Below are 19,968 nucleotides of genomic sequence, written 5' to 3' on the forward strand. Positions count from 1 at the left end.
TTCATTGCAAAATTTGCAATGAAAGTCCCGTTCATAACATGTCAGCGGAGCCCGACGGCCCGCAGCGCGAAGAACACCTCGATCGCCGTCTGCTTGATCGTCTCCGCGATCACCAGCGAACCGTGTCCCGCGTCGAACCGGTAGAACTCGAACGGGATCTCCCGCTTCGCGAGCCTGTCGAGATAGTTCTCGACCTGCCGGATCGGGCATCGCGGGTCGTTGTCCCCGGCGAGCACCAGCACCGGTGCCGTCACGGCCTCGACGTAGGTGATCGGCGAGCATTCCCGGTACACCGCCGGCACCGTCTCCGGCGAGCCGCCGAACAGCGCCCTGTCGAACGAGCGGAGCTGCTCCATCTCGTCCTCGTACGCGGCGACGTAGTCCGCGACCGGAACCCCGGCGATCCCCGCCGCCCACCGGCCCGGCTGGGTGCCCAGCGCCAGCAGGGACAGGTAGCCGCCCCACGAAGCGCCGTTCACCACGCACTTCCCCGGATCGGAAAGTCCACTTTGGACCGCCCAGTCGTGCACGGCGGCGACGTCCTCGAGTTCGGTCAGGCCTGGGCGGCCTTCGATGGCGTCGCGCCAGGCCGAGCCGTAACCGGTCGAGCCGCGATAGTTGACTTCGACGACGGCGAATCCGGCGTCCAGCCAGACGGCGCGATAGGCGGAGAACCGGTCCTCGTCGGCTGCATGCGGCCCGCCGTGCAAGGAGAAGACCGTCGGCAGCGGGCCTTCGGGCGCGTCGATCGGACGGGACACCAGCGCGTGGATCTGCCCGCCGACCCCGTCGACGAACGCGTCGGTGACCGGCGCGGATTCCGGAGCCCGCTCACCTGGCGGTTCGAGGAGCACAGAGTCGGCGCCGTCCGCGGTCCGCGCGCGCACCGCCGTCGGCTGTGCGGCACTGGACCACGAGTACTCGACGGTCCCGTCCGGTCGCACCCCGGCGCCGCCGATCCGGCCCGGCGGAGTGTCCAAAGAGGACAATTCGCCGCTCTCGAGATCGTATCGGTGAAGGGAACTGCGGCCCTGGTGGAAGTGCACGACCAGCAGCGCCCGCGCGTCCGGGTACCAGCCCGCGACCACTTCACCGGGCAGGTCGAGTTCGATCTCCCGCTCGGTGTCCGCGGCGGTGTCCCAGATCAGCAGCTCCTCGCGGCCGCGCCGCTCGTGCAGCACCAGCAGCCGTTGGTCGCCGGCGACCGGCGAGAACTCGAGCGCGCCGAGGCCCTTGCCCTCACCGTCCCACTTGTCGGCGACCGTGGTGAAGCCGTCGGTCGACAGCACGCGCAGTGCGGGGTGTCGGGAATCACCATGCTCGGAATGCGAGATCGCGAGCAGGGACTCGTCACGGGACAGCGACGCGATCCCGGCGTCGTCGTCATGACGGTAGAAGCGGGTGGTCTCGCCGTCGATGTGGGCGAAGAGCTCGCTGCCGTCGTCGGTCGAAACACCGACTGCGACCACGCGGGTGCCGATCTCGAGCCCGGCGGGGTAGCCGTCGTGGACGTCCGGCACCGCGCGCTCGGCGGCGGACCCGGGTGTGAACGGTTCGCGGACCCAGGAACCGAATTCGTCGCCGTCGGTGTCGTTGAACCACCAGATCCAGCGGCCGTCGGGGGACGGGGTCGCGTGCATGGTGCCGTTGGGGCGGTCCGTGACGCGGCGGTGTTCGCCTGTCGACCGGTCCCAGGAGTAGACCTCCCAGACGCCGCTGGCGTTGGAGACGTAGACGTTAGCGTCCGGTGCGTCGATGGCCCATTCGGGAACCGAGATCCGCGGTGCGTGGAAGCGGGCCCGCCACCTGGCCTCGGCTTCGGCGTCGTCGAACAAGCGGTCCGGGACCGCCGCGGACGGATATTTGTTGCCTGGCTGCGTGCTCACCCCTCGATCCTGCCACCCCGGAGCCGTACTGTGTGCGGGGTGCTGGAGGGAAACGCGCCGGGCGCCGCGCGCGATGCGGTGTCCGCGCGGTCTGCGCGCCAAGCGGTCGAACGGGCCGTGTTCGCGCAACCGCTGTTCGGGCCCGGGATGGGGCTCGTCGACGTCGGCTGCGGCCAGGGTTCGATCACCCTCGGTATCGATGGCGGACACAGAAAGTCCACAGTGGACTTTCTGGTCGCGGACGCACGCGCGTTGCCGTTCGCCGAAGCTTCGGTGGATGTGCTCTTCGCGCACGCCGTCTTCGAGCAGCTGAAGGAACCTGATGTCGCGCTCGCGGAGATCCGCCGGGTGCTCAAACCCGGCGGAACGCTCGCACTGTCCACATCGGACTGGAGCCGGGCGCGTCTGCGGCCGAAGACGGCGAATGTCGACGCGGCGCTGCGCGGGCACTATCTGTTGTGCCGTCGTGCGGGTGGTGACCCGTTCGCCGGGCGCTCGATCCCCGCCGCGGTCACGGCCGCCGGTTTCCATGACGTGCGAACGAAAACCCGCTACCGCACGGACGCGACATACCGGTCGCTGGCGACCTACGTCGAGGCGCGGCTGGTGACGGCCCTGGAAACCGCGACGACCCCGGATCGCGACCAACTTGCTTCGGCTGCCCGCTCGGCGTGGTCCTGGGCACGCTCCGGCGATGGCGACTTCGCGCAATGCTGGACCGAACTCCTCGCCACCCGCTGACCACAAGCGGTCGTGAGTGGCGTTTCGGGTTAGAGCGAACGCTCTTTCAGGTACCTACTGGTGTCCTGCGGACTTGCTGGCTACTGGGGAGCGCGTGAAGGCCCCCTTCCCTCGGCTGAGCCGAGGGAAGGGGGCCTTCACGCGCAGTCGGTGTGACTGGTGGTGCCGCTGAGGCTCGTGACGGCCGTCCATGGCGGGTGAGGGGAACCTTGAGGGACTCTGAGTCCCTCAAGGAGTCCTTCACGGCCTGGCCGCTACCGGGCTCGCCCGCCGTAGGTACCTAAAACACCCTTGGCTAGAACCCGAAACGCCAGTCACGACCAACCCAAGGCGCACCCACGGAAGCCCCACTCACCAAGGTGACCCACTCGCTTTGGGGGGTCCGGGGGGCGAAGCCCTCCCGGGCGGGGCTTGGGGGTTGCACCCCAAAAAACGCCGTTAGGGCCGGTGTGATTGGCGCTTTCTGCCAACACACCGGCCCCACGGACCTAACGTCGGGGTGGCGGGATTCGAACCCACGACCTCCTCGACCCGAACGAGGCACGCTACCAAGCTGCGCCACACCCCGGATACTTCTTAGCGGGTCGAGGAGAAGTTTAGCGGACGGTGTTTCGGGCTTTGCGGGGGGCTGTCTTCCGGTGATTGTCGCTGGTCGTGCCCCGTGGGACGAGGGTCAGCAGGCTTGCCTCGGGAGGGCACGCGAAGCGGGCCGGGGCGTAGGGCGAGGTGCCCAAACCGGCGGAGACGTGGAGCCACATCTGGGCGCCCCAGCGGGAGGCGCCGCGGGCGCGGCTGCGGTCGAGTTCGCAGTTGGTGACGAGTGCGCCGTAGCCGGGGATCCGGAGCTGTCCGCCGTGGGTGTGCCCGGCGAGGACGAGGTCGTAGCCGTCGCCCGCGAACTCGTCGAGGACGCGGGGTTCCGGGGAGTGTGTGACGCCGATGCGGACGGCGGCCGCGGTGTCCACCGGGCCCGCGATGTCGGCGTAGCGGTCGCGGCGGAGGTGTGCGTCGTCGACGCCGGCGGTGAACACGTACTGGTCGGCGACCTCGATGGTGCGGCGTACGTGGGTGAGGTCGTTCCAGCCGTGCTCGATGAAGGCCGCGCGGAGGTCGCGCCAGGGCAGGTGCTCGCCGTGGATCCGCTTCTTCTTGCCCTTCGGCATGAGGTAGCGCGCGGGGTTCTTCGGTTTCGGCGCGTAGTAGTCGTTGCTGCCGAAGATGAACACGCCGGGCCTGTTCAGCAGGGGGCCGAGTGCGCGCAGGACGGACGGGACCGCGTGCTGATGTGACAAATTGTCACCGGTGTTGACGACGAGATCCGGTTCGAGTTCGTCGAGCGCGGCTACCCAGCGTTGCTTGCTCACGTGGCCGGGGAGCATGTGCAGGTCCGAGATGTGGAGGATCGTGAAGGGCTTCGCCCCTGCCGCGAGGACCGGGAGCTCCGCCGTGCGAAGCGTCCACCGGCGCCTTTCGATGCCGACCGCGTAACCGAGGGTCGCGGCTCCCAGGGCGACGGTTCCCACGGCCAAGCGCCGTACCGTCGCCCTCGAAGTGTTGTTGTTACTGAGCGTGCTCACAATGTCCAGTTTACGTGCTCATCGAGGGTGATCGTTCGCCCCCATTCCGGCGATGTCCGGAAATCGCTGGAATGGCCTCTTTTCTTCACTTTGCGTGGTCGGCGCGGGGTGTGGTGATCAATCGACATGATTCCGTCGACCGCTGTTCCCCGTTAGGCCGCCGGGTGCTCACTTAAAGTTAGAATCTCATGACTTAAAGTCATTTCTGCTGGTGAATCAAGTGTTCCATCGCTGATCATTTCTCGGCGGTGTGCCCCATGGCTGCCCGAAGACCGTCAACCATAGTCCGACGATGCCGGGTTCCCCGTGCCTTGACCGACGCCACCCCTAGCACCGTCACCAAAGCGGCGGATACCAGCAAGTGGGCGGGTAGAGCGATGAGCCTGGTCGACACCCCCCCGGTCGTCAGGTCCGTCAGCGTCCGCCACCCATGTACTTCGGGTCCGGCGGCGGCAGCGGCAGCGGTTCCTGGCCTTCGAGGATCTTCGACATCGCCCCGAACCAGGTCTGCGCCGGCGTCTTCCCGCCGAACATGTTTTCGCAGCCGCGGGTGGTGACGTTACCGGGGCCGAGGTAGCAGAGACCGCCGGTTCCGCCCTTCGGACGGAACACCATCGCCGCGCCCGCGAGCTGCGGGGTGGCCCCGAGGTAGGTTCCCGAGCCATTGCTCTGGGTGGTCCCGGTCTTGCCCATCACCGGCCGGTTCCACCGGACGCCGTTAGCGGCGCCGAACGAAGTGCCACCGGGGGAACTGTCCTTGCTCAGGCCCACCGCGAGGGTGTTGGCGAGACCCTCGGGGACCACCTGCTCGCAGGCGGCTTCCTTGACGGGCACCGGCTTTCCGTCCCGGTCGGTGACCCCGGCCAGCGGGGTCGGCGGGCACCAGACGCCGCCGCTCATGATCGTGGCGCCGACGTTCGCCAGCTCCAGGCCGCTCAGCGGGGCCGGGCCGAGAGTGAACGACGCGTTCCCCGGCCAGCCGGGCCTGGGGCCGAAGGCCTGCAGCTGGCTGGCGTTGACGCCGGGGTTGTCGGACTTCGGGTCGACGGTGCCACCGCCGAGGTTGCTGGCCATGGTGTCGCGCATGCCGAGCTTGCGCGCCATCTCCACGATCGGCCCGGTGCTCCCGACCTTCTCTTCGAGGGCCACGAACGCGGTGTTCGGCGACGTCGCCAGCGCCTGCTGCATCGACATCACCCCACCGGCGGGGTTGTAGTCACCCGCGTTGCCGAGGCAATACCAGCGGGACCGCAAGGGTGGCCCGGTCGGGCCACATTTGGGGCCACCACCGGCGAACACGCTGGAGGTGTAGAAGTCGGGCACCGGCAGGGGACTGTTGATCCCGGCCACGCCCGCTTCCAACGCCGCGGCGGCGGTGAAGACCTTGTACGCCGAGCCCGCACCGCCGGTGTTGTAGACGCCGGAAGGCAACGCGAACGTCGTCTGTCCTTGGTCTTCGTGAAGGCCGTAGTCCCGGTTCGCCGCCAGCGCCACGACTTCGTGCCGGTTCTTCCCCGGCTTCACCAGGGAAAGCGTGTTCGCGACATTGTCCTGCGTCTTCTTGACCTGTGCTTCGGCCGACATCTTGGCTTCGTGGTTCGCCCGTTCGTCCAAAGTGGTCTTGATCTGGTAGCCGCCGGTGTAGAGGTCGTCCAGCGTCATCCCCGACTTGAGGAGGTAGTCCTCGACGTACTGGCAGAAGAAACCGTTCTCCGTGCCGGCGCCGGTGCAGTTCGCCGCGGGTTTCTTCGGGCCGCCTTCGACGACGCCGAGCGGTTCGGCCTTGAAGCGTTCCGCGTCCGCCTTCGCGAGTTTCTGGTTGTCGACCATGCGGTCCAGCACCAGGTTGCGGCGCTCGGTCGCCTTCGCCGGGTTCTTCCACGGGTCGTTGACGATCGGGTTGTTCACCAGACCGGCCAGCAGCGCCGCCTGGGGCACCGTGAGCTTCTCGACGGGCGTGTCGAAGTACGCGCTCGCGGCCGCGCCGACGCCGTAGATCTCGCGCGAGAACTCGACGACGTTCAGGTAGCCGGTCAGGATCTGCATCTTGTTCAGCTTGGTTTCCAGCTGGATCGCGATGCGGGCTTCCTTGAGCTTCCGGGCGACCGACTGTTCCTGTGCGCGCTTCTGCCCCGGCTTGTCGTCGCGGTAGACGACGTTGATCAGATAGTTCTTGACGTACTGCTGGGTCAGCGTCGACGCGCCCTGCGTGTCACCGCCGGTGGTGTTGCTGACCGCGGCGCGCAGCGTGCCCTTCCAGTCCACCCCGTTGTGCTCGTAGAAGCGCTTGTCCTCGACCGAGATCAGCGCCCACTTCATGGCGTCGTTGATCTGGGTCTCGTTCGTCGGGATGCGGTACTGCTTGTACAGCGTCGCGATCTGCTTGCCGGTGTTGTCCGTGATGGTGGTCACCAGCGGCGGCGGAATGTCCGCGAGGTCCGAAGATGTCTTGTCGACGGTCTCGCTCGCCTGGTTGGAGAGAACACCCGCGGCGCCCGCCACCGGGAACAACATCCCCGCGACCAGCACCCCCGCGAGCACACACAGGCCAATGAGCTTCAGCAGACCGTCTGTTTTGCGCACGCGGACCAGGGTACGCGGATCCCGTTAGCCCACCGTGACGTCACCTCGCTGTGCGTGCGAATCCGGTTACGAAATCGACCCCATGAGGTGACGTCTGGTAATTGGAGGCATTCTAGGGCTTGGCGGAGGGAACCGAGGGCCCTTACAGTCCGTCAACGTCTCACGTATGAAAAAGCCGACAGACGGGTGAGTGCGAGCGGCAGTCGCATTCGGCCGAACGGAGGCACCGGCACCGGGGAGGTGCCGGGGGAACCGACGTGAGCACAAGGGAGACACGCTCATGGGGGCAGGAGCGCAGGCTTTTCGTCCCCCCGTGGTGTGTCGAACACCAGGGTAGGGAGCTGGGGGTATGGAAACCAACCAGTCGAGCTGGCGGGTCAATGCGTCGTGCCGCGACACCGATCCGGACGGTTTGTTCGTCCGGGGAGCGGAACAGAACCGGGCCAAGGCGGTATGCCTCGGTTGCCCGGTCAGGACGGAATGTCTCGCCGAAGCGCTCGATGGCCGGATCAACTTCGGTATCTGGGGAGGTATGACCGAACGGGAACGGCGGGCGCTGCTGCGGCGGCGGCCGGACGTGACCAGCTGGGCGGATCTGCTGGAAGAAGCGAAACGCAGGTTCGCCGGCATCGACGAAGAGGAAGATGTACGCGTCCGAGTCTCGTGATCATGACTCCGTGAAGGGCCCCTTCCCTGAGTCCAAGGTAGGGAAGAGGCCCTTCGCGCCAGTCTCAGGACTGAGTCGCCAGGCGGGTGCCGATGTCGCGCAGGCCGTCGAGATCGTGCACGTCACTGGGGAGCGCGGGCACCCGCACCAGCGGGACCTCGGGATGCGCCCGCGTGAACCTGGCGAGCAGCCGTGTCTCTCGATCGGCCAGCGCGACCCGGTCCGCGTGCAGGCGGAGGACGGCTTCGGCCAGTGGCGCGCTGTTCTCGCCTTTCGCCAGCTGCTCGGCGGCCGCGACGGCCTCCGGGCCGGACAACGGGGCGAGTACCGGATGCGTCCGGTTCGCGACCAGTCCGGCCAGCGGCATGCTCTCTTCCGAAAGCCGCTCCACGAAGTAGGACGCCTCACGCAGCGCGTCCGGCTCCGGCGCGGCCACCACGAGGAACGACGTCCCCCCGGACCGCAGCAGGTCGGAGGTCTTGCGCGCGCGTTCGCGGAAGCCGCCGAACATGCTGTCGAAGGCCTGCATGAACGCCGAAGCGTCGGTCAGCAGCTGGCCGCCGATGATCGTCGAGACGGCCTTCGCGAACATCGAGAATCCGGCGTTGACGACCTTGCGCAGTCCCCAGCCACCCGCCTTCGCGGGACCGGTGAGCAGCCGGATCATCCGGCCGTCGAGCGCGGTCGAAAGCCGGGTCGGCGCGTCGAGGAAGTCCAGCGCGGACCGGCTCGGCGGGGTGTCGACGATGATCAGGTCCCATTCGTCGGTGGCCGCGAGCTGACCCAGTTTCTCCATCGCCATGTACTCCTGCGTTCCGGAGAACGAGGTGGAAATGGTCTGGTAGAAGGGGTTCTGCAGCAGCTGCTCGGCGCGTTCCGGGCCGGCGTGCACGCGCACCATGTCGTCGAAGGTGCGGCGCATGTCGAGCATCATCGCCCAGAGCTCGCCCTTGGGTTCGAAGCCCTCGACCTGCACCTGCTTCGGGTGATTGCCCAGTTCGCGCAGGCCGAGCGCCTGGGCCAGCCGCCGTGCCGGGTCGATGGTGAGCACCACCGTCTGCCGTCCGCGTTCGGCCGCGCGCAACGCCAGCGCCGCCGCGGTGGTCGTCTTGCCGACCCCGCCGGAACCGCAGCAGACGATGACCCGGCTTTCCGGGTCGTCGATCAGCTTGTCGATCTCCAGGACGTCCGACATCAGCGCACCCCCTGCTCGGTCAGCGCTTCGGCGAGTTCGTAGAGCGCCGCGACGTCGACCCCGTCAGTGAGGTCCGGCAGTTCCAGACCCGGCAGGTCGGCTTCGGCCAGTTGCTCGCGGGCACGCTGTTCGGCCGCGACCCGGACGGCGTGCTCGACGGTCTCCTCGACGAGCGCGTCGAGAGTGCTGTCGGGCAGGTTCAACCCGGCCGACGCGAGCCCGGCGCGGACACGGGAGGCGTCGACCCGGCCGTCCGCGGCGGCCGTCACCGAGCGCGCGGGCAGCCGCGGCGGGCGGACCCGGTTGACCAGCACCGCGCCGGGGCGGAGATCGGCGCCGTCGAGTTCGGCGACGGCTTCGACGGTTTCCCGCACCGGCATCTCTTCGAGCAGCGTCACCAGGTGCACGGCGGTCTCGCCGGAATGCAGCAGCCGGACGACGCCGTCGGCCTGGCCGCGGATCGGGCCGGTCTTGGCGAGGTCGGTGAGGGCCTTGGTGACGTCGAGGAACTTCACGACCCGGCCGGTGGGCGGCGAGTCGACGACGACGGCGTCATAGGTGTGGCGGCCGTCGGATTCGGTCCGGCCGACGCATTCCTTGATCTTCCCGGTGAGCAGGACGTCGCGCAGCCCCGGCGCGAGCGTGGTCGCGAACTCGATCGCGCCCATCCGCCGCAGCGTCCGCCCGGCGAAGCCGAGGTTGTAGAACATCTCGAAGTACTCGAGCAGCGCTGCTTCGACGTCGATGTGCAGCGCGCGCAGCTCACCGCCACCGGGGACGGCCGCGATGCGCTGCTCGGCGTAGGGCAGCGGCTCGGTGTCGAAGAGCTGGGCGATGCCCTGGCGGCCCTCGACCTCGATCAGCAGCACCCGGCGCCCGCCCTTCGCGAGCGCGAGGCCCAGCGAGGCGGCGAGCGTGGTCTTGCCCGTGCCGCCCTTACCGGTGACGAAATGCAGCCGGGCTCTCGCGAGTTCGTCGGTCCAGCCGGCAAGGGGAGTGCTCACCGGTCCCACCCTAATTGAGGGTTCAGCTCGCCAGCATCATGACGCCGAGCGCGGCGGCGACCACCGCGACGACGCCCCAGGTCAGGACGCCGGACAGGACCGTGAGCATCACCACACCGAGCAGCAGGAGGACCACGAGGGTCACCGCGCCGGTGATCGCGACCGTCCCGGAGCTGTCCGTGCGGTCCCGTGCCTTCGCCATCAGGACCAGCACCAGTGGCAGTCCGGCCGCGGCGAGCAGGACGGTCGCGACCACACGCCAGGTCTCCACGTGCCCAGCCTAGTGGGGGCTGAAGGGGCCTTTCCTCGCATAAGACGCGGTGAAGGGAGCTTTCACCGCGTCTTATGCGGGTATGGCGTCCTTCAGCTCCCGATCGGGGTCGCGGGCACGCACGGCACCGGCTTCGCGTGTGCCGGGTCGAGCGCGTTGAGGACGTGCCCGGCGGCGTTGCGGTCGGCGGCGACCCCGCCGTGCTCGGCCAGGTCCAGCGGGCAGCTGTCCTGCAGCACGATGTTCTTCACGTTCGGTCCCTTACCCATGCCGCTCGTGTACGGGACGACCGCTTCGTCGTAGCGGGTCATGATGTTCGTGTACTTCACGCCCGGCTGGAAGACGCCGTCGCCGCCACGCAGCTTCGTGAGGAAGTCCGAACCGCGCAGGAACTGGCGGCACGAGCCGCAGAGCGGGTCGAGGATCCCGTTGAACCCGGGCGCCAGCCCCAGCGCGCCGGCGAGCGCGTACAGCTGGGAAGCGCCGAAGAGCGTGGTCCCGTCCCACAGCGGGGTCAGGCTGACGTACTTGTCCACTTTGGACGCGCCATCGAGGAACTTCACGTAATAAGAAGGCATCAGGGTGCCTTCGGAGTGGCCGAGAATGTCCACCTTGGACGCGCCGGTCGCGCCGAGCACCTTGTCGACGAACGCCGACAGTTCCTTCGCGCTCTGTTCCATCGGGAGGAGCCCGCCGGGCTGGTAGATCGGCAGCGGCTGTCCGGGGACGCCGTAGGTGAGGGAGAAAACGCAGTACCCGTTGTTCTTGAGCAGCGGACTGAACGTCTGCCAGTTCACCGTCTGGTTGGCGCTGAGCCCGTGGGTGAGCACCACCGGGTTCGGATGTCCGGTGCTCGGACGGCAGTCGAAGTCGTTCGCACCCGGTGGCGGGCCGCCGGGGGTCGCGGCCTGCGCGGGCAAGGCCGCGGCGAGGGTCCACGGAACGGGCAGTTTCTCGTCGGCGTTCGCCGGTGAAGCGCAGATCATGGCAAGTGCCGCGGCCACGCAGGCGGCGGCGATGGACCTCGTTGTCCGCATGTCAACGTCCTATCTACTCCCGAGTAGGTGTGAAGTGAACCACATCCACGGGAAATCGGCGAACCCCTCGCGAGAGGGTTTTCCGCATGTGTGTCGGGCGCGCTCGCCGGTTTGGCTACGCTCCCGGACATGAGCGCCACCAAGTGGGAGTACGCGACCGTCCCCCTGTTGATCCACGCCACCAAGCAGATCCTCGACCAATGGGGCGAGGACGGCTGGGAGCTCGTCACCGTGCTCCCGAACCCGACCGGCGAACAGCACGTCGCCTACCTCAAACGAGCCAAGAACTAGGGGATTGAAGCCATGACCTGGACCGATCGGCTCGCCGAGCTCGGTATCGAACTCCCCGGCGTCGCCGCTCCGCTGGCGGCCTACGTGCCCGCCGTCCGCACCGGCTCGTACGTCTACACGGCCGGGCAGCTGCCCTTCGTCTCCGGTGAGCTCGAAGCGACCGGCAAGGTCGGTGCCGAGGTCAGCCCCGAAGAAGCGAAGAAATACGCGCGGACTTCGATCCTCAACGCGCTCGCCGCCGTCGACTCGGTCGTCGGGATCGACAACGTCGTGCGGGTGGTCAAGGTCGTCGGGTTCGTGGCGTCCGCGGAGGGCTTCACCGGTCAGCCCGCGGTGATCAACGGGGCGTCCGAGCTGCTCGGCGAGATCTTCGGCGAGGCGGGTATCCACGCCCGCTCGGCCGTCGGGGTCTCCGAGCTGCCGATCGGGGCGCCGGTCGAGATCGAATTGATCGTGGAGGTGAAGTGATGGACCCGGACATCGAGAAGTCTTCGCACGAGCTCCTGCTCCGGCTGGCCGGACGGCTGCCGGATCAGCTCCTCTGGCGGTTCCGTGACTGGCTGGGCGAGGGCGCGATGGGCACCCTCGCGCGCACCCTGCCCAGGTCTTTGCTTAAGCACAGGATCGACCTGGACCAAACCGAGTATCGCCTGCTAGTCGCCGGGCTTATCCCGCACGGCGCCGATTGGCATCAGGTGAGTTCCACCCTGGGGGTAGACGACGTCACCGAGACCAGGTACACATTCACGCAGAGTGCGCCCGAATGGGTGAACTCCGTCGACTCTGTGTCCGTATTGATCCACGCAACGTTGCGGGGACGGCCGGATGTGGGTGAAGTGCGGCAAAGCTGGCGACACCTCGGTGTGGTCGGCGAGGGTGGGGCGAAACGAGTCCTCCTGGTCACGGCACTGAACGGGCTGCCGAGGCTGACCGGCGAACTGCAGCGCGTCCTGCGCGTGCTGGGTGACGAGGAGCCCGGCGTCGAGGTTCTCCCGCCGAGCATCGACCTCACCGGCTATCACCGCACCGCGCTCGCCAACTCCGAGCTGGTCTGCGTGGGCGCGGTGGACACCGGAAGTCGGCTGGTCGCCGCTTAACGCTCGCACCACCAGGCGAGCCGGGAGGGAGCAGAGCAATGGTGGAGGTCCACGACGGCCCGCCCATGGACGGGTTCTCGGTGCCCCTGCGCCTGCACAACCTGTTACTGGCCCTGGCGGGTCGAATCGACGACAGTGCTTTGACCGAAGCGCGTGAGCTGATCGCGCGTGCGCACATCGACGAAGCGGTGGAGCTCACCACCGGGACCCTGATCGCGGGGAAGATCCCGGTGAGCTCGTCCGAACAGCGTGAACTGGCACTCGTCCTCGAAATGAGCCGGTCCGACGCCACCCTGGCGAACGACCTGCTCGTCGAGGAGGACGAGTCGGTGCTCACCCACCGGTTCACCGGGGAGAACCAGCCGGAATTCGGCCTCGCCGAGGCGCTCGACCGCACCCTGCAGGTGCTGCCGGACGTCCGCTCGGTGCACGCGGTGTGGCGGAACACGCCTGCCGGAAGCGTGCCCGGCGCGCTGCCGCAGCGGGTCGTCCTGGTCGAGATCGGCCCGGAGGGCAACCCGCCGGCGGTCGCGTTCCGCGTGGACACCGCGCTTCGCCGCGCGGGTATCCGTTCGGTGGTCGAGGTCGCGGGCCCCGGCGTCGCACGGTCCGCGTACCACCAGGCCGCGTCGTCGGCCGCGAGTCCTGTCTGGGTCACGGGGAGTACCCATTCCAGTGACTTTCGGTCCGAGCCGGTGACTCCGCCGCCCGCTCCCGCCCCGGCTTCCGAGCCGGTCAAGGAGCAGCCGAGCAGGCACGGGCTGCGGCCGGTCGGCAGTTCCGAGCCGATCGCGCCGGTGGTGCCGATCGTGCAGCAGGCGGCCGCGTCGTCGACCACGTCGTCTTCGTCGAGTTCGTCTTCGGAGCAGGCCACGCCGCGCAAGTCGCGGGCGGAGACGCGTGCCGAGCGCACGGCGGACCTGACCCCGGCCGAGGTGGCGCAGCTGCGTCAGGCGCTCAAGGAGGACCCCGAAAAGGGCCGCGAGATCGCCACGGGCAAGCCGAGCATGCACGAGGTCGTCGAGCTGCCCGCTCTCGACCTCGACGACCCGAGCCTGAGCGAGCGCGACCGTGCGCTTCTGCGCGAGCTGCACGCCGAGCTCGCCGAACGGGAGCGTGCCGAGGCGGCGAAGATCCGGCTGAACGGCGCTTCGCGCAGCAGCGGTTCGAGCTGGTCTTCCTGACTGCTACGCGTTTCGTCCTCTGATCGCGTTAGTTGCACGCGCAACGATCGCCACCAGAGGACGAAACGCGATGTTAGGTTGCGGGTGTGGCTGAAGAACTGACATTCGACCTCCCGGTGGGGGCCGGGGTGGGCACGCGCGCCAACGCCGGTGGTACCCCGGTGACGCCCAAGGACGCGGCGACCGTGATCCTCCTCCGCGACGGCGAGCAAGGCGTCGAGGTCTTCCTGCAACACCGCGTGAAGGGCATGCCGTTCGCGGGCGGGATGACCGTCTTCCCCGGCGGTGGCGTGGATTCCCGCGACGTCGACGCCTCGGTGAGCTGGTCGGGCCCGGAGCCTGCTTGGTGGGCGGAACGCTTCGGATGTGAGGAATCCCTGGCCCGCGCCCTGGTGTGCGCGGCCGTGCGGGAGACCTTCGAGGAGTCGGGCGTCCTGCTCGCGAGCCTCGGGGACTCCGTCGTCACCGACGCGACCCGCTACCACGCCGCCCGCGAGAAGCTGGTCTCCCGCGAACTCTCGCTCGCCGCGTTCCTCGAAGCGAACGGCCTGACATTGCGCGCGGATCTCTTGCGCCCGTGGGCGAACTGGGTCACCCCGCCCGAGGAACCGCGCCGCTACGACACCTGCTTCTTCGTCGCCGTGCTGCCCGACGGGCAACAGGCCGACGGTGCCACGTCCGAAGCCGTCGCCTCCGGCTGGCAGCGGCCGGCAGACGCCCTCACCGACGCCAAGGAAGGGCGCCGCATGCTCATGCCACCGACCTGGATCACGCTCACGGAACTCGGCACCTTCGACACGGCGGCGCAGGCGCAGGCCAGCGAGCGCGAGATCGTGAAGATCATGCCGACGTTGATCCGCGACGGCGACAAGGTCCGCGTCGTCCTGGACCCGGCGTGAGCGCCCCCGCGTACGGCGTGCTGCGCCAGGTCACGCCGACGGCTTCGGTGCTGTTGGAGCACAATCCGTCGTCGATGACGTTGGAGGGCACCAATTCCTGGGTGCTGCGCGGACCGGGAGCGGCCGGTTCCGTGGTCGTCGACCCCGGTCACGAGGACATCGAGCACCTGACGTTGCTCGCCGGGACCGGCGGCGTCGAACTGATCATCCTGACCCACCACCATCCCGACCACGCCGAGGGCGCGCCGTGGTTCGCCGAACGGGTCGGCGCTCCGGTGCGCGCCTTCGACGAGTCGCTGTGCGTCGGCGCCAAGTCCCTTGTGGACGGTGAGGTGGTCGAGGCCGGTGGCCTGGAGATCTCGGTGCTGCACACGCCGGGGCACACCGGCGACTCGATCTGCCTGCGGTCCGAGGGGCAGATCCTGACCGGTGACACCATCCTCGGCCGCGGCACCACCGTGCTGCACGACCTCGGCGACTACCTGCGCTCACTGCGGAAACTCGTCGAGCTGCCCGAGGGCATCACCGGGCTGCCGGGGCACGGCCCCGAACTGCCCGATCTCGCCGCGACGGCACGCGAATACCTGGCGCACCGGGAAGAGCGGCTCGACCAGGTGCGTTCGGCACTGAAGGTCCTCGGCGCGGACGCCACCCCGCGCCAGGTCGTCGAGGTCGTCTACGCCGACGTCGACAAGGCTTTGTGGGCGCCCGCCGAGTGGAGTGTGCAGGCGCAGTTGGACTACCTGAGGTCGGAGGACGGCGAATGAGTGACGTCGAGGTCGAGTTCTACTGGCGCCCCGGATGCGGATTCTGCGCCGCGCTGGAGCGGCCGCTGTCGAACAGCGGCTTCAAGGTGAAGCGGGTCAACATCTGGGAGGACCCGGACGCCGCCGCGCGCGTGCGTTCGGTGGCGAACGGGAACGAGGTCGTGCCGACGGTTTTCGTGGGCTCGAAGGCGATGGTGAACCCTTCGTTCGCGGAGATCGAGGCCGCGGTGAAGGCCGCTTCGGCCTCCTGACGGCTCCGCGCTCGCGAGAGTTTCGGCGATGGGCTGAAGGGGCCCTTCGCCGCATCGCATGCGGTGAAGGGCGCTTTCACCGCATGGCATGCGGGGAAGGGCCCCTTCAGCCCACCAGCGCCAGTAGTCGGTTACTTGCGGCAGTCTTCACGAGCTGCCAGCAGGTGCCCATGTTATGAACGGGACTTTCATTACAAAATTTGCAATGAAAGTCCCGTTCATAACATTTTTCAGCGGGGAAGCATCGGCATCACGTAGTACGTCAGGGCGACATCGCCGGGGTCGGTGGAGCGGATGACGCAGGCCCGCATCCCGGGCTGGATCTCGAGCCGGACCCGTTCTCCCGCGAAACCCTGGAGCGCGTCCAGCAGGTAGCGCGCCTGGAACGAGGGTGACGTCCGGCCGCCGGAGACCTCGGCCTTCAACATCTCCTCGGCCTCCCCGGTGTCCTGCTTCGAACTGGCGAGCCGCAGGTGCGCATCGCCGACCTCCAGCGTCAGCACGCGGCGCTCGTCCGCGTAGACGCCCACTCGGCGCACGGCGGCGGCCAGCGCGTCGGCGGCGACCTCGACCGTCGTGTCCACAGTGGACGACTCGATCAGTTTCTCCGACAGGAAACCCGCGTCGAGTACAGCGGTGGTGACGGCGACACCCGCCCAGCTCAGCCCGAATCGGGTCCCGTCACCGTGCAGGCCGACGCTGCCCCTCGCCTGCTTCGCCGTCTCGGCCAGCAGCCCGGCCGGGACGAGCGCGTCGATCGGGTCGCCTTCGGAGCGCAGCGGCAGGGTGGCCACGGCCATCCGGTACCGGTCGGAGGCGGTCAGCCGCAGTTCACGGCTGAAGCTCTGGACGCGGACGCCGGTGAACATCGGCAGCGCGTCGTCCTTCGCCGCCGTGCCCGCGACCGTGCGCAGAGCGGTCGCCAGGGCGTGACCGTCCACTTCGGACACCTTGGGTGGCATCTCCGGGAGCTGCAGTTCGCGGCTCAGCAGCGGAAGCGCGAAGCGGCCGCCTTCGACCCGCACGGCCAGACGCGAGCCTTCGACGACCAGGCGCACCAGGTCGTCGTCGATCATGCGCAACGTCTCCGCGAGCGGCCCGGCCGGGACGACGACCTCGCCGTCCGTGTGGACCGTGGCGGCACTGGTCAGGTGGACCGCTCGTTCGCTGTCGCTGCCGCCGACGGTCAGCCCGTCGCGCCCGGCGCGCAGGAGCAGGCCGGACCGGGCGGACAACAGTTTCGCGGCGGCGGAAACGGCGGAAGAGAGGGAGCGGGTGGCGGCGGTCAGGTCCATGCCCGCAAGCTAGCGGGCGGCACCGACAAGTTCCGGCGCCTCGGCGACGGCCTCGGCAGGCTGAGGGCGGAAGGTGCCGCGCAGCAGCCAGACCGCGGCGGCGAGCGCGAATCCGACACCGCCGGCGGCGAGGAACGCCGCTTCGGTGCCCGCGTGCTCGACGAGGTAACCGCTGATCGACTGCCCGAACGCCAGGCCGAGGGTCACCGCGGTGAGCACCCAGCCGAACGCCTCGGCCGCCGTGCCCTTCGGCGCGGCGATCTCGATCGCGGCCGAATGCGTCGTCGACTGAGGCGTGATGAGCGCGCCTGCCGCGAGCATGGCGAGGGCGAGGCCCCAGAGCGACCCCGGCAGCGCGAGCAGCGCCACCAACGCGCCGAACGCGGCGAGCAGCACCGGCAACCGCAGGCCCATCTGCCGCGGCCACGGCCGCAGGCTGTACGCGACGCCGAACGCGACCGAGCTGACCGACCATGCCGAAAGCAGCAGTCCGCCGATCGAGGTGTTCCCGGCCTCGGTGGCGGCCGCCGGGACGGCGACCTCGACGAAGCCGATCACGGCACCGAAGCCCAGCGCGGCGAGCGCGAGCGTGCGCATCCCGGGGCTGGCCAGCGCGCCGAGCAGTTTGCCGCCCGACGACGGCGCCGGTCCCCAGGCCCGCACGGTCGGGCTCAGCGCGAACAGCACCGCGCCCGCGATCATGGTCAGCGCGCCGGTCACGATGCCGGTGCCCGCCCATGGCGCGGCGATCAGCAGACCCGCGAAACCCGGGCCGAGGATGAAGAAGACCTCCATGCTGATCGCCTCGTAGGAGAACGCGGCGTTCCGCGTCGGCCCGGCAGGCAGCAGCCGTGTCCACAGCGCCCGCGAGGCCGAGCCGACCATCGGCTCGGTGATCCCGGTGCCGAAGGCGAGCGGGACCAGCACGAGCGTCGGCGCGTGCGCCTCGATCGCGAACACCAGGGCGGTCATCGCCAGTGCGAAGAGCGCCGTGGTCGTCAGCAGCGGCCGCGTCGGCCCGAAGCGGTCGATGAGCCGTCCCTGGACGACCGCGCCGACCGAGACGCCGACCAGCGACCCCGCCGACACCAGCCCGGCCGAGGCGAAGGAGCCCGTCTCGCGCTGGACGTAGAGCAGCGCGGAAATACCGATCATCGCGATCGGCAGGCGGGCGAGCAGGGACGCGATGACCGCCCCGCGGGACCCGGGCGCGGTCAGCGCGGCTCGGTAATCGGCGAGGGAGGTGCGGTGGCTCTCGGAGTGTTCGGACACAGACTGGGACACGCGTACCAGTATGACCTACTTTGGTACGCGAGTACCAGATCTCCGGCGGTAAGGTTTGTCACCCCCGGATTCTGGGTACCTCGCACCTTGAACCGCCTCGGTTCGTCTCGATCAGATAACAGTCGGCCGATTCTGGGTCATTCGGGGCAACAAATGACCCCAGATGGCGTCCTTGAGAGTGAAAGAACTTGAGTTCACGGCCGACGGCCGTGGATGGTTGTACAACAGCACACAGTCTCCAGCTCCCTCCGGCGTACGGGTCGGGGCCTTGTTCCGGAGGGCGGGGAGCGCGGATCGTCGGGGGATGATCCGCGCACAGCGAAGAGCCGGTGCGCCACGTCGGGGGTGGCGCCCGGCTCTTCTGCTGCCCGCGCGCTGACGGAAACATTTCGCAGGGCGCAGCCATGCGAAATGCTTCCGTCAGCGTGAAGGGCGCCCTACAAAATGTTTCCGTGGGCCTTCGGCCCAAAAGAGGCGCGCGGGGTGAAGTCTCCCCGTCGCGCTGACGCGCTTCCGGGGAGACAGTCCGCCGGTCACCTTTAGGGCCCTCCGCCGGTCACCTTCGCGGCCCCTTGGGGCCTTTGGGGCCTTTGGGGCCTTTGGGCTCGTTGGGCGGGTAGGTCTCTGGGGGCGGTGCTTGAACGCGCAACTGCCGCAAGTAGAGGGCTACTTGCGGCAGTTGTGAGTGAAGCGGGGGTCTAGCGGGCGCGGCGGGCCAGGCGCTCCGGGTCCAGGATCAGGACGCTCTTGCCTTCGAGTCGCAGCCAGCCACGGTGCGCGAAGTCGGCGAGAGCCTTGTTGACGGTCTCGCGCGAGGCGCCGACGTACTGGGCGATCTCTTCCTGCGTCAGGTCGTGGGTGACCCGCAGCAGACCGGCTTCCTGGCTGCCGAAGCGCTGCGCGAGCTGCAGCAGCGCACGCGCCACGCGACCGGGGACGTCGGTGAAGATCAGCTCGGCGACCATGTTGTTAGTCCGGCGCAGCCTCCGGGCGACGACCCGCAGTAACTGCTCGGCGATCTCGGGCCGCGTGGAGATCCACTGCCGCAGTGCCGGGCGGTCCATCGTCACCGCGCGGACCTCGGTCACGGTCGTCGCGCTGGACGTCCGCGGGCCGGGGTCGAAAATGGACAGTTCGCCGAACATGTCGGACGGGCCGAAGATGCCCAGCAGGTTCTCGCGGCCGTCGGGTGACTTACGGCCGATCTTCACCTTGCCGGATTGGATGATGTAAAGCTTGTCGCCGGGTTCACCCTCGTTGAAGATGACATGCCCGCGAGGAAACTCCACGGATTCCAAGGTCTGTGCCAGCGCCTCGGCGGCTGCCGGCTCAACACCCTGGAAAATGCCCGCTCGGGCCAGGGTTTCGTCCACCTCGGGTGCCTCCTCATCGAGAAACGACGCCGACCCCCTCGTTGCCGGGGCTCGTGTCGCCGATCACTTTTCGCGTCAGTCTAGGGCGTGCTGGCGAGATCGCCCGTCGGCTCGCCGCAGGCGCGTCCGTGCCGGGAACGATCTCGCTCGAACGTGGAGCCTAACTCCGCACGCGTCGCGCGCGTAGCCTGGCCGCCTTCCCGCCCAGCCTGCGCAGCCGGAACAGCTCGAGCGCGCGCCCGATGCCGTGCCCGTACAGGGCCCTGACCTCGTTGGGCTGTGCCTGCTCGAGGAACTCCTCGACTTCGTTCTCCTGCACCGCGACGTGCTTGAGCCTGGTCTCCACGCGTTCCATGAACAGCGCGAAGAACATGATCACCAGCGGGACCAGGATGACGAACCAGACTGTCATGAGCCCTGCCCCGGGAATTCCGAAAAACTGTGCATTACTCCAGATCCTCGCTCATGGCGTCCTCGATCGAAGCGCCGAGGTGGTGCTCTGGCGTGTCGGCCGTCGACCGGTGGGTGCTCCCACTGGCTCGTCCGATGGCGCCCGTAGGCTATCG

General features: G+C 68.6%; 20 protein-coding genes and 1 tRNA gene. 9 read left to right on the plus strand and 12 right to left on the minus strand.

Annotated features, from left to right (window positions below; all coding sequences use genetic code 11):
* Positions 1-41: 41 nt before the first annotated feature.
* Positions 42-1,886 (minus strand): S9 family peptidase, encoded by a 1,845-nt coding sequence (locus ACZ5ZX_RS34620; protein ID WP_465506200.1) that lies wholly within the window; start codon positions 1,884-1,886, stop codon positions 42-44.
* Positions 1,887-1,925: 39 nt separating this feature from the next.
* Between ACZ5ZX_RS34620 and ACZ5ZX_RS34625 the strand changes: the two genes are divergently transcribed.
* The gene (locus ACZ5ZX_RS34625) at positions 1,926-2,627 is read left to right on the plus strand and encodes a class I SAM-dependent methyltransferase (protein WP_465506201.1); all 702 of its coding nucleotides are present in this window, start codon (positions 1,926-1,928) and stop codon (positions 2,625-2,627) included.
* A 494-nt stretch (positions 2,628-3,121) separates the two neighbouring features.
* On the opposite strand, the gene ACZ5ZX_RS34630 is transcribed toward ACZ5ZX_RS34625, so the two are convergent.
* From ACZ5ZX_RS34630 to ACZ5ZX_RS34640, 3 genes are all read right to left on the minus strand, one after another.
* A tRNA-Pro gene (locus ACZ5ZX_RS34630) sits at positions 3,122-3,195 on the minus strand.
* A gap of 28 nt (positions 3,196-3,223) precedes the next feature.
* Positions 3,224-4,150, minus strand: a complete 927-nt coding sequence (locus tag ACZ5ZX_RS34635; protein WP_465506282.1) for a metallophosphoesterase — start codon at positions 4,148-4,150, stop codon at positions 3,224-3,226.
* 468 nt (positions 4,151-4,618) lie between these two features.
* The gene (locus tag ACZ5ZX_RS34640; protein ID WP_465506202.1) at positions 4,619-6,787 is read right to left on the minus strand and encodes a transglycosylase domain-containing protein; all 2,169 of its coding nucleotides are present in this window, start codon (positions 6,785-6,787) and stop codon (positions 4,619-4,621) included.
* A gap of 349 nt (positions 6,788-7,136) precedes the next feature.
* On the opposite strand from ACZ5ZX_RS34640, the gene ACZ5ZX_RS34645 reads away from it, so the two are divergent.
* Positions 7,137-7,454 (plus strand): WhiB family transcriptional regulator, encoded by a 318-nt coding sequence (locus ACZ5ZX_RS34645; RefSeq protein ID WP_061985701.1) that lies wholly within the window; start codon positions 7,137-7,139, stop codon positions 7,452-7,454.
* A 64-nt stretch (positions 7,455-7,518) separates the two neighbouring features.
* On the opposite strand, the gene bagB is transcribed toward ACZ5ZX_RS34645, so the two are convergent.
* The 4 genes from bagB to ACZ5ZX_RS34665 form a co-directional block, all read right to left on the minus strand.
* Positions 7,519-8,649 (minus strand): ATPase BagB, encoded by a 1,131-nt coding sequence (gene bagB, locus ACZ5ZX_RS34650; protein ID WP_465506203.1) that lies wholly within the window; start codon positions 8,647-8,649, stop codon positions 7,519-7,521.
* Positions 8,649-9,653, minus strand: a complete 1,005-nt coding sequence (gene bagA, locus ACZ5ZX_RS34655; protein ID WP_465506204.1) for an ATPase BagA — start codon at positions 9,651-9,653, stop codon at positions 8,649-8,651. Before bagA ends, bagB begins: the two co-directional genes overlap by 1 nt.
* Before the next feature lie 22 nt (positions 9,654-9,675).
* Positions 9,676-9,924: a hypothetical protein gene (locus ACZ5ZX_RS34660; protein WP_465506284.1), complete on the minus strand. Its 249-nt coding sequence runs from the start codon at positions 9,922-9,924 to the stop codon at positions 9,676-9,678.
* Positions 9,925-10,016: 92 nt separating this feature from the next.
* Entirely contained in the window at positions 10,017-10,961 is a 945-nt protein-coding gene (locus tag ACZ5ZX_RS34665; protein WP_465506205.1) for an esterase/lipase family protein, read from the minus strand.
* Between the two features lie 129 nt (positions 10,962-11,090).
* Between ACZ5ZX_RS34665 and ACZ5ZX_RS34670 the strand changes: the two genes are divergently transcribed.
* The 7 genes from ACZ5ZX_RS34670 (at position 11,091) to ACZ5ZX_RS34700 (ending at position 15,450) form a co-directional block, all read left to right on the plus strand.
* Positions 11,091-11,252 (plus strand): DUF4177 domain-containing protein, encoded by a 162-nt coding sequence (locus tag ACZ5ZX_RS34670; RefSeq protein ID WP_005166970.1) that lies wholly within the window; start codon positions 11,091-11,093, stop codon positions 11,250-11,252.
* A 12-nt stretch (positions 11,253-11,264) separates the two neighbouring features.
* A complete protein-coding gene (locus ACZ5ZX_RS34675; protein ID WP_044853655.1) occupies positions 11,265-11,720 on the plus strand; it encodes a RidA family protein in 456 nt (151 codons plus the stop codon).
* Positions 11,720-12,349, plus strand: a complete 630-nt coding sequence (locus ACZ5ZX_RS34680; RefSeq protein ID WP_037318589.1) for a hypothetical protein — start codon at positions 11,720-11,722, stop codon at positions 12,347-12,349. The genes ACZ5ZX_RS34675 and ACZ5ZX_RS34680 overlap by 1 nt, the downstream gene beginning before the upstream one ends.
* 38 nt (positions 12,350-12,387) lie before the next feature.
* The gene (locus ACZ5ZX_RS34685; protein ID WP_465506206.1) at positions 12,388-13,533 is read left to right on the plus strand and encodes a hypothetical protein; all 1,146 of its coding nucleotides are present in this window, start codon (positions 12,388-12,390) and stop codon (positions 13,531-13,533) included.
* An 86-nt stretch (positions 13,534-13,619) separates the two neighbouring features.
* Positions 13,620-14,432, plus strand: coding sequence for an NUDIX hydrolase (locus tag ACZ5ZX_RS34690; RefSeq protein WP_465506207.1), 813 nt, complete (start codon positions 13,620-13,622; stop codon positions 14,430-14,432).
* Entirely contained in the window at positions 14,429-15,199 is a 771-nt protein-coding gene (locus ACZ5ZX_RS34695; protein WP_465506208.1) for an MBL fold metallo-hydrolase, read from the plus strand. The genes ACZ5ZX_RS34690 and ACZ5ZX_RS34695 overlap by 4 nt, the downstream gene beginning before the upstream one ends.
* The gene (locus ACZ5ZX_RS34700) at positions 15,196-15,450 is read left to right on the plus strand and encodes a glutaredoxin family protein (protein WP_465506209.1); all 255 of its coding nucleotides are present in this window, start codon (positions 15,196-15,198) and stop codon (positions 15,448-15,450) included. Before ACZ5ZX_RS34695 ends, ACZ5ZX_RS34700 begins: the two co-directional genes overlap by 4 nt.
* 230 nt (positions 15,451-15,680) lie before the next feature.
* Here ACZ5ZX_RS34700 and dnaN read toward each other — a convergent pair whose 3' ends face one another.
* The 4 genes from dnaN to ACZ5ZX_RS34720 form a co-directional block, all read right to left on the minus strand.
* A complete protein-coding gene (dnaN, locus tag ACZ5ZX_RS34705) occupies positions 15,681-16,745 on the minus strand; it encodes a DNA polymerase III subunit beta (protein ID WP_465506210.1) in 1,065 nt (354 codons plus the stop codon).
* 9 nt (positions 16,746-16,754) lie between these two features.
* Positions 16,755-18,029, minus strand: coding sequence for an MFS transporter (locus ACZ5ZX_RS34710; protein WP_465506211.1), 1,275 nt, complete (start codon positions 18,027-18,029; stop codon positions 16,755-16,757).
* Positions 18,030-18,727: 698 nt separating this feature from the next.
* Positions 18,728-19,402 (minus strand): Crp/Fnr family transcriptional regulator, encoded by a 675-nt coding sequence (locus ACZ5ZX_RS34715; RefSeq protein ID WP_003081747.1) that lies wholly within the window; start codon positions 19,400-19,402, stop codon positions 18,728-18,730.
* 160 nt (positions 19,403-19,562) lie between these two features.
* Complete coding sequence (locus tag ACZ5ZX_RS34720; protein WP_005166943.1) at positions 19,563-19,814, minus strand: hypothetical protein; 252 nt, start codon at positions 19,812-19,814, stop codon at positions 19,563-19,565.
* Positions 19,815-19,968 lie beyond the last annotated feature (154 nt).

Source organism: Amycolatopsis sp. NPDC033938 (assembly GCF_055575975.1).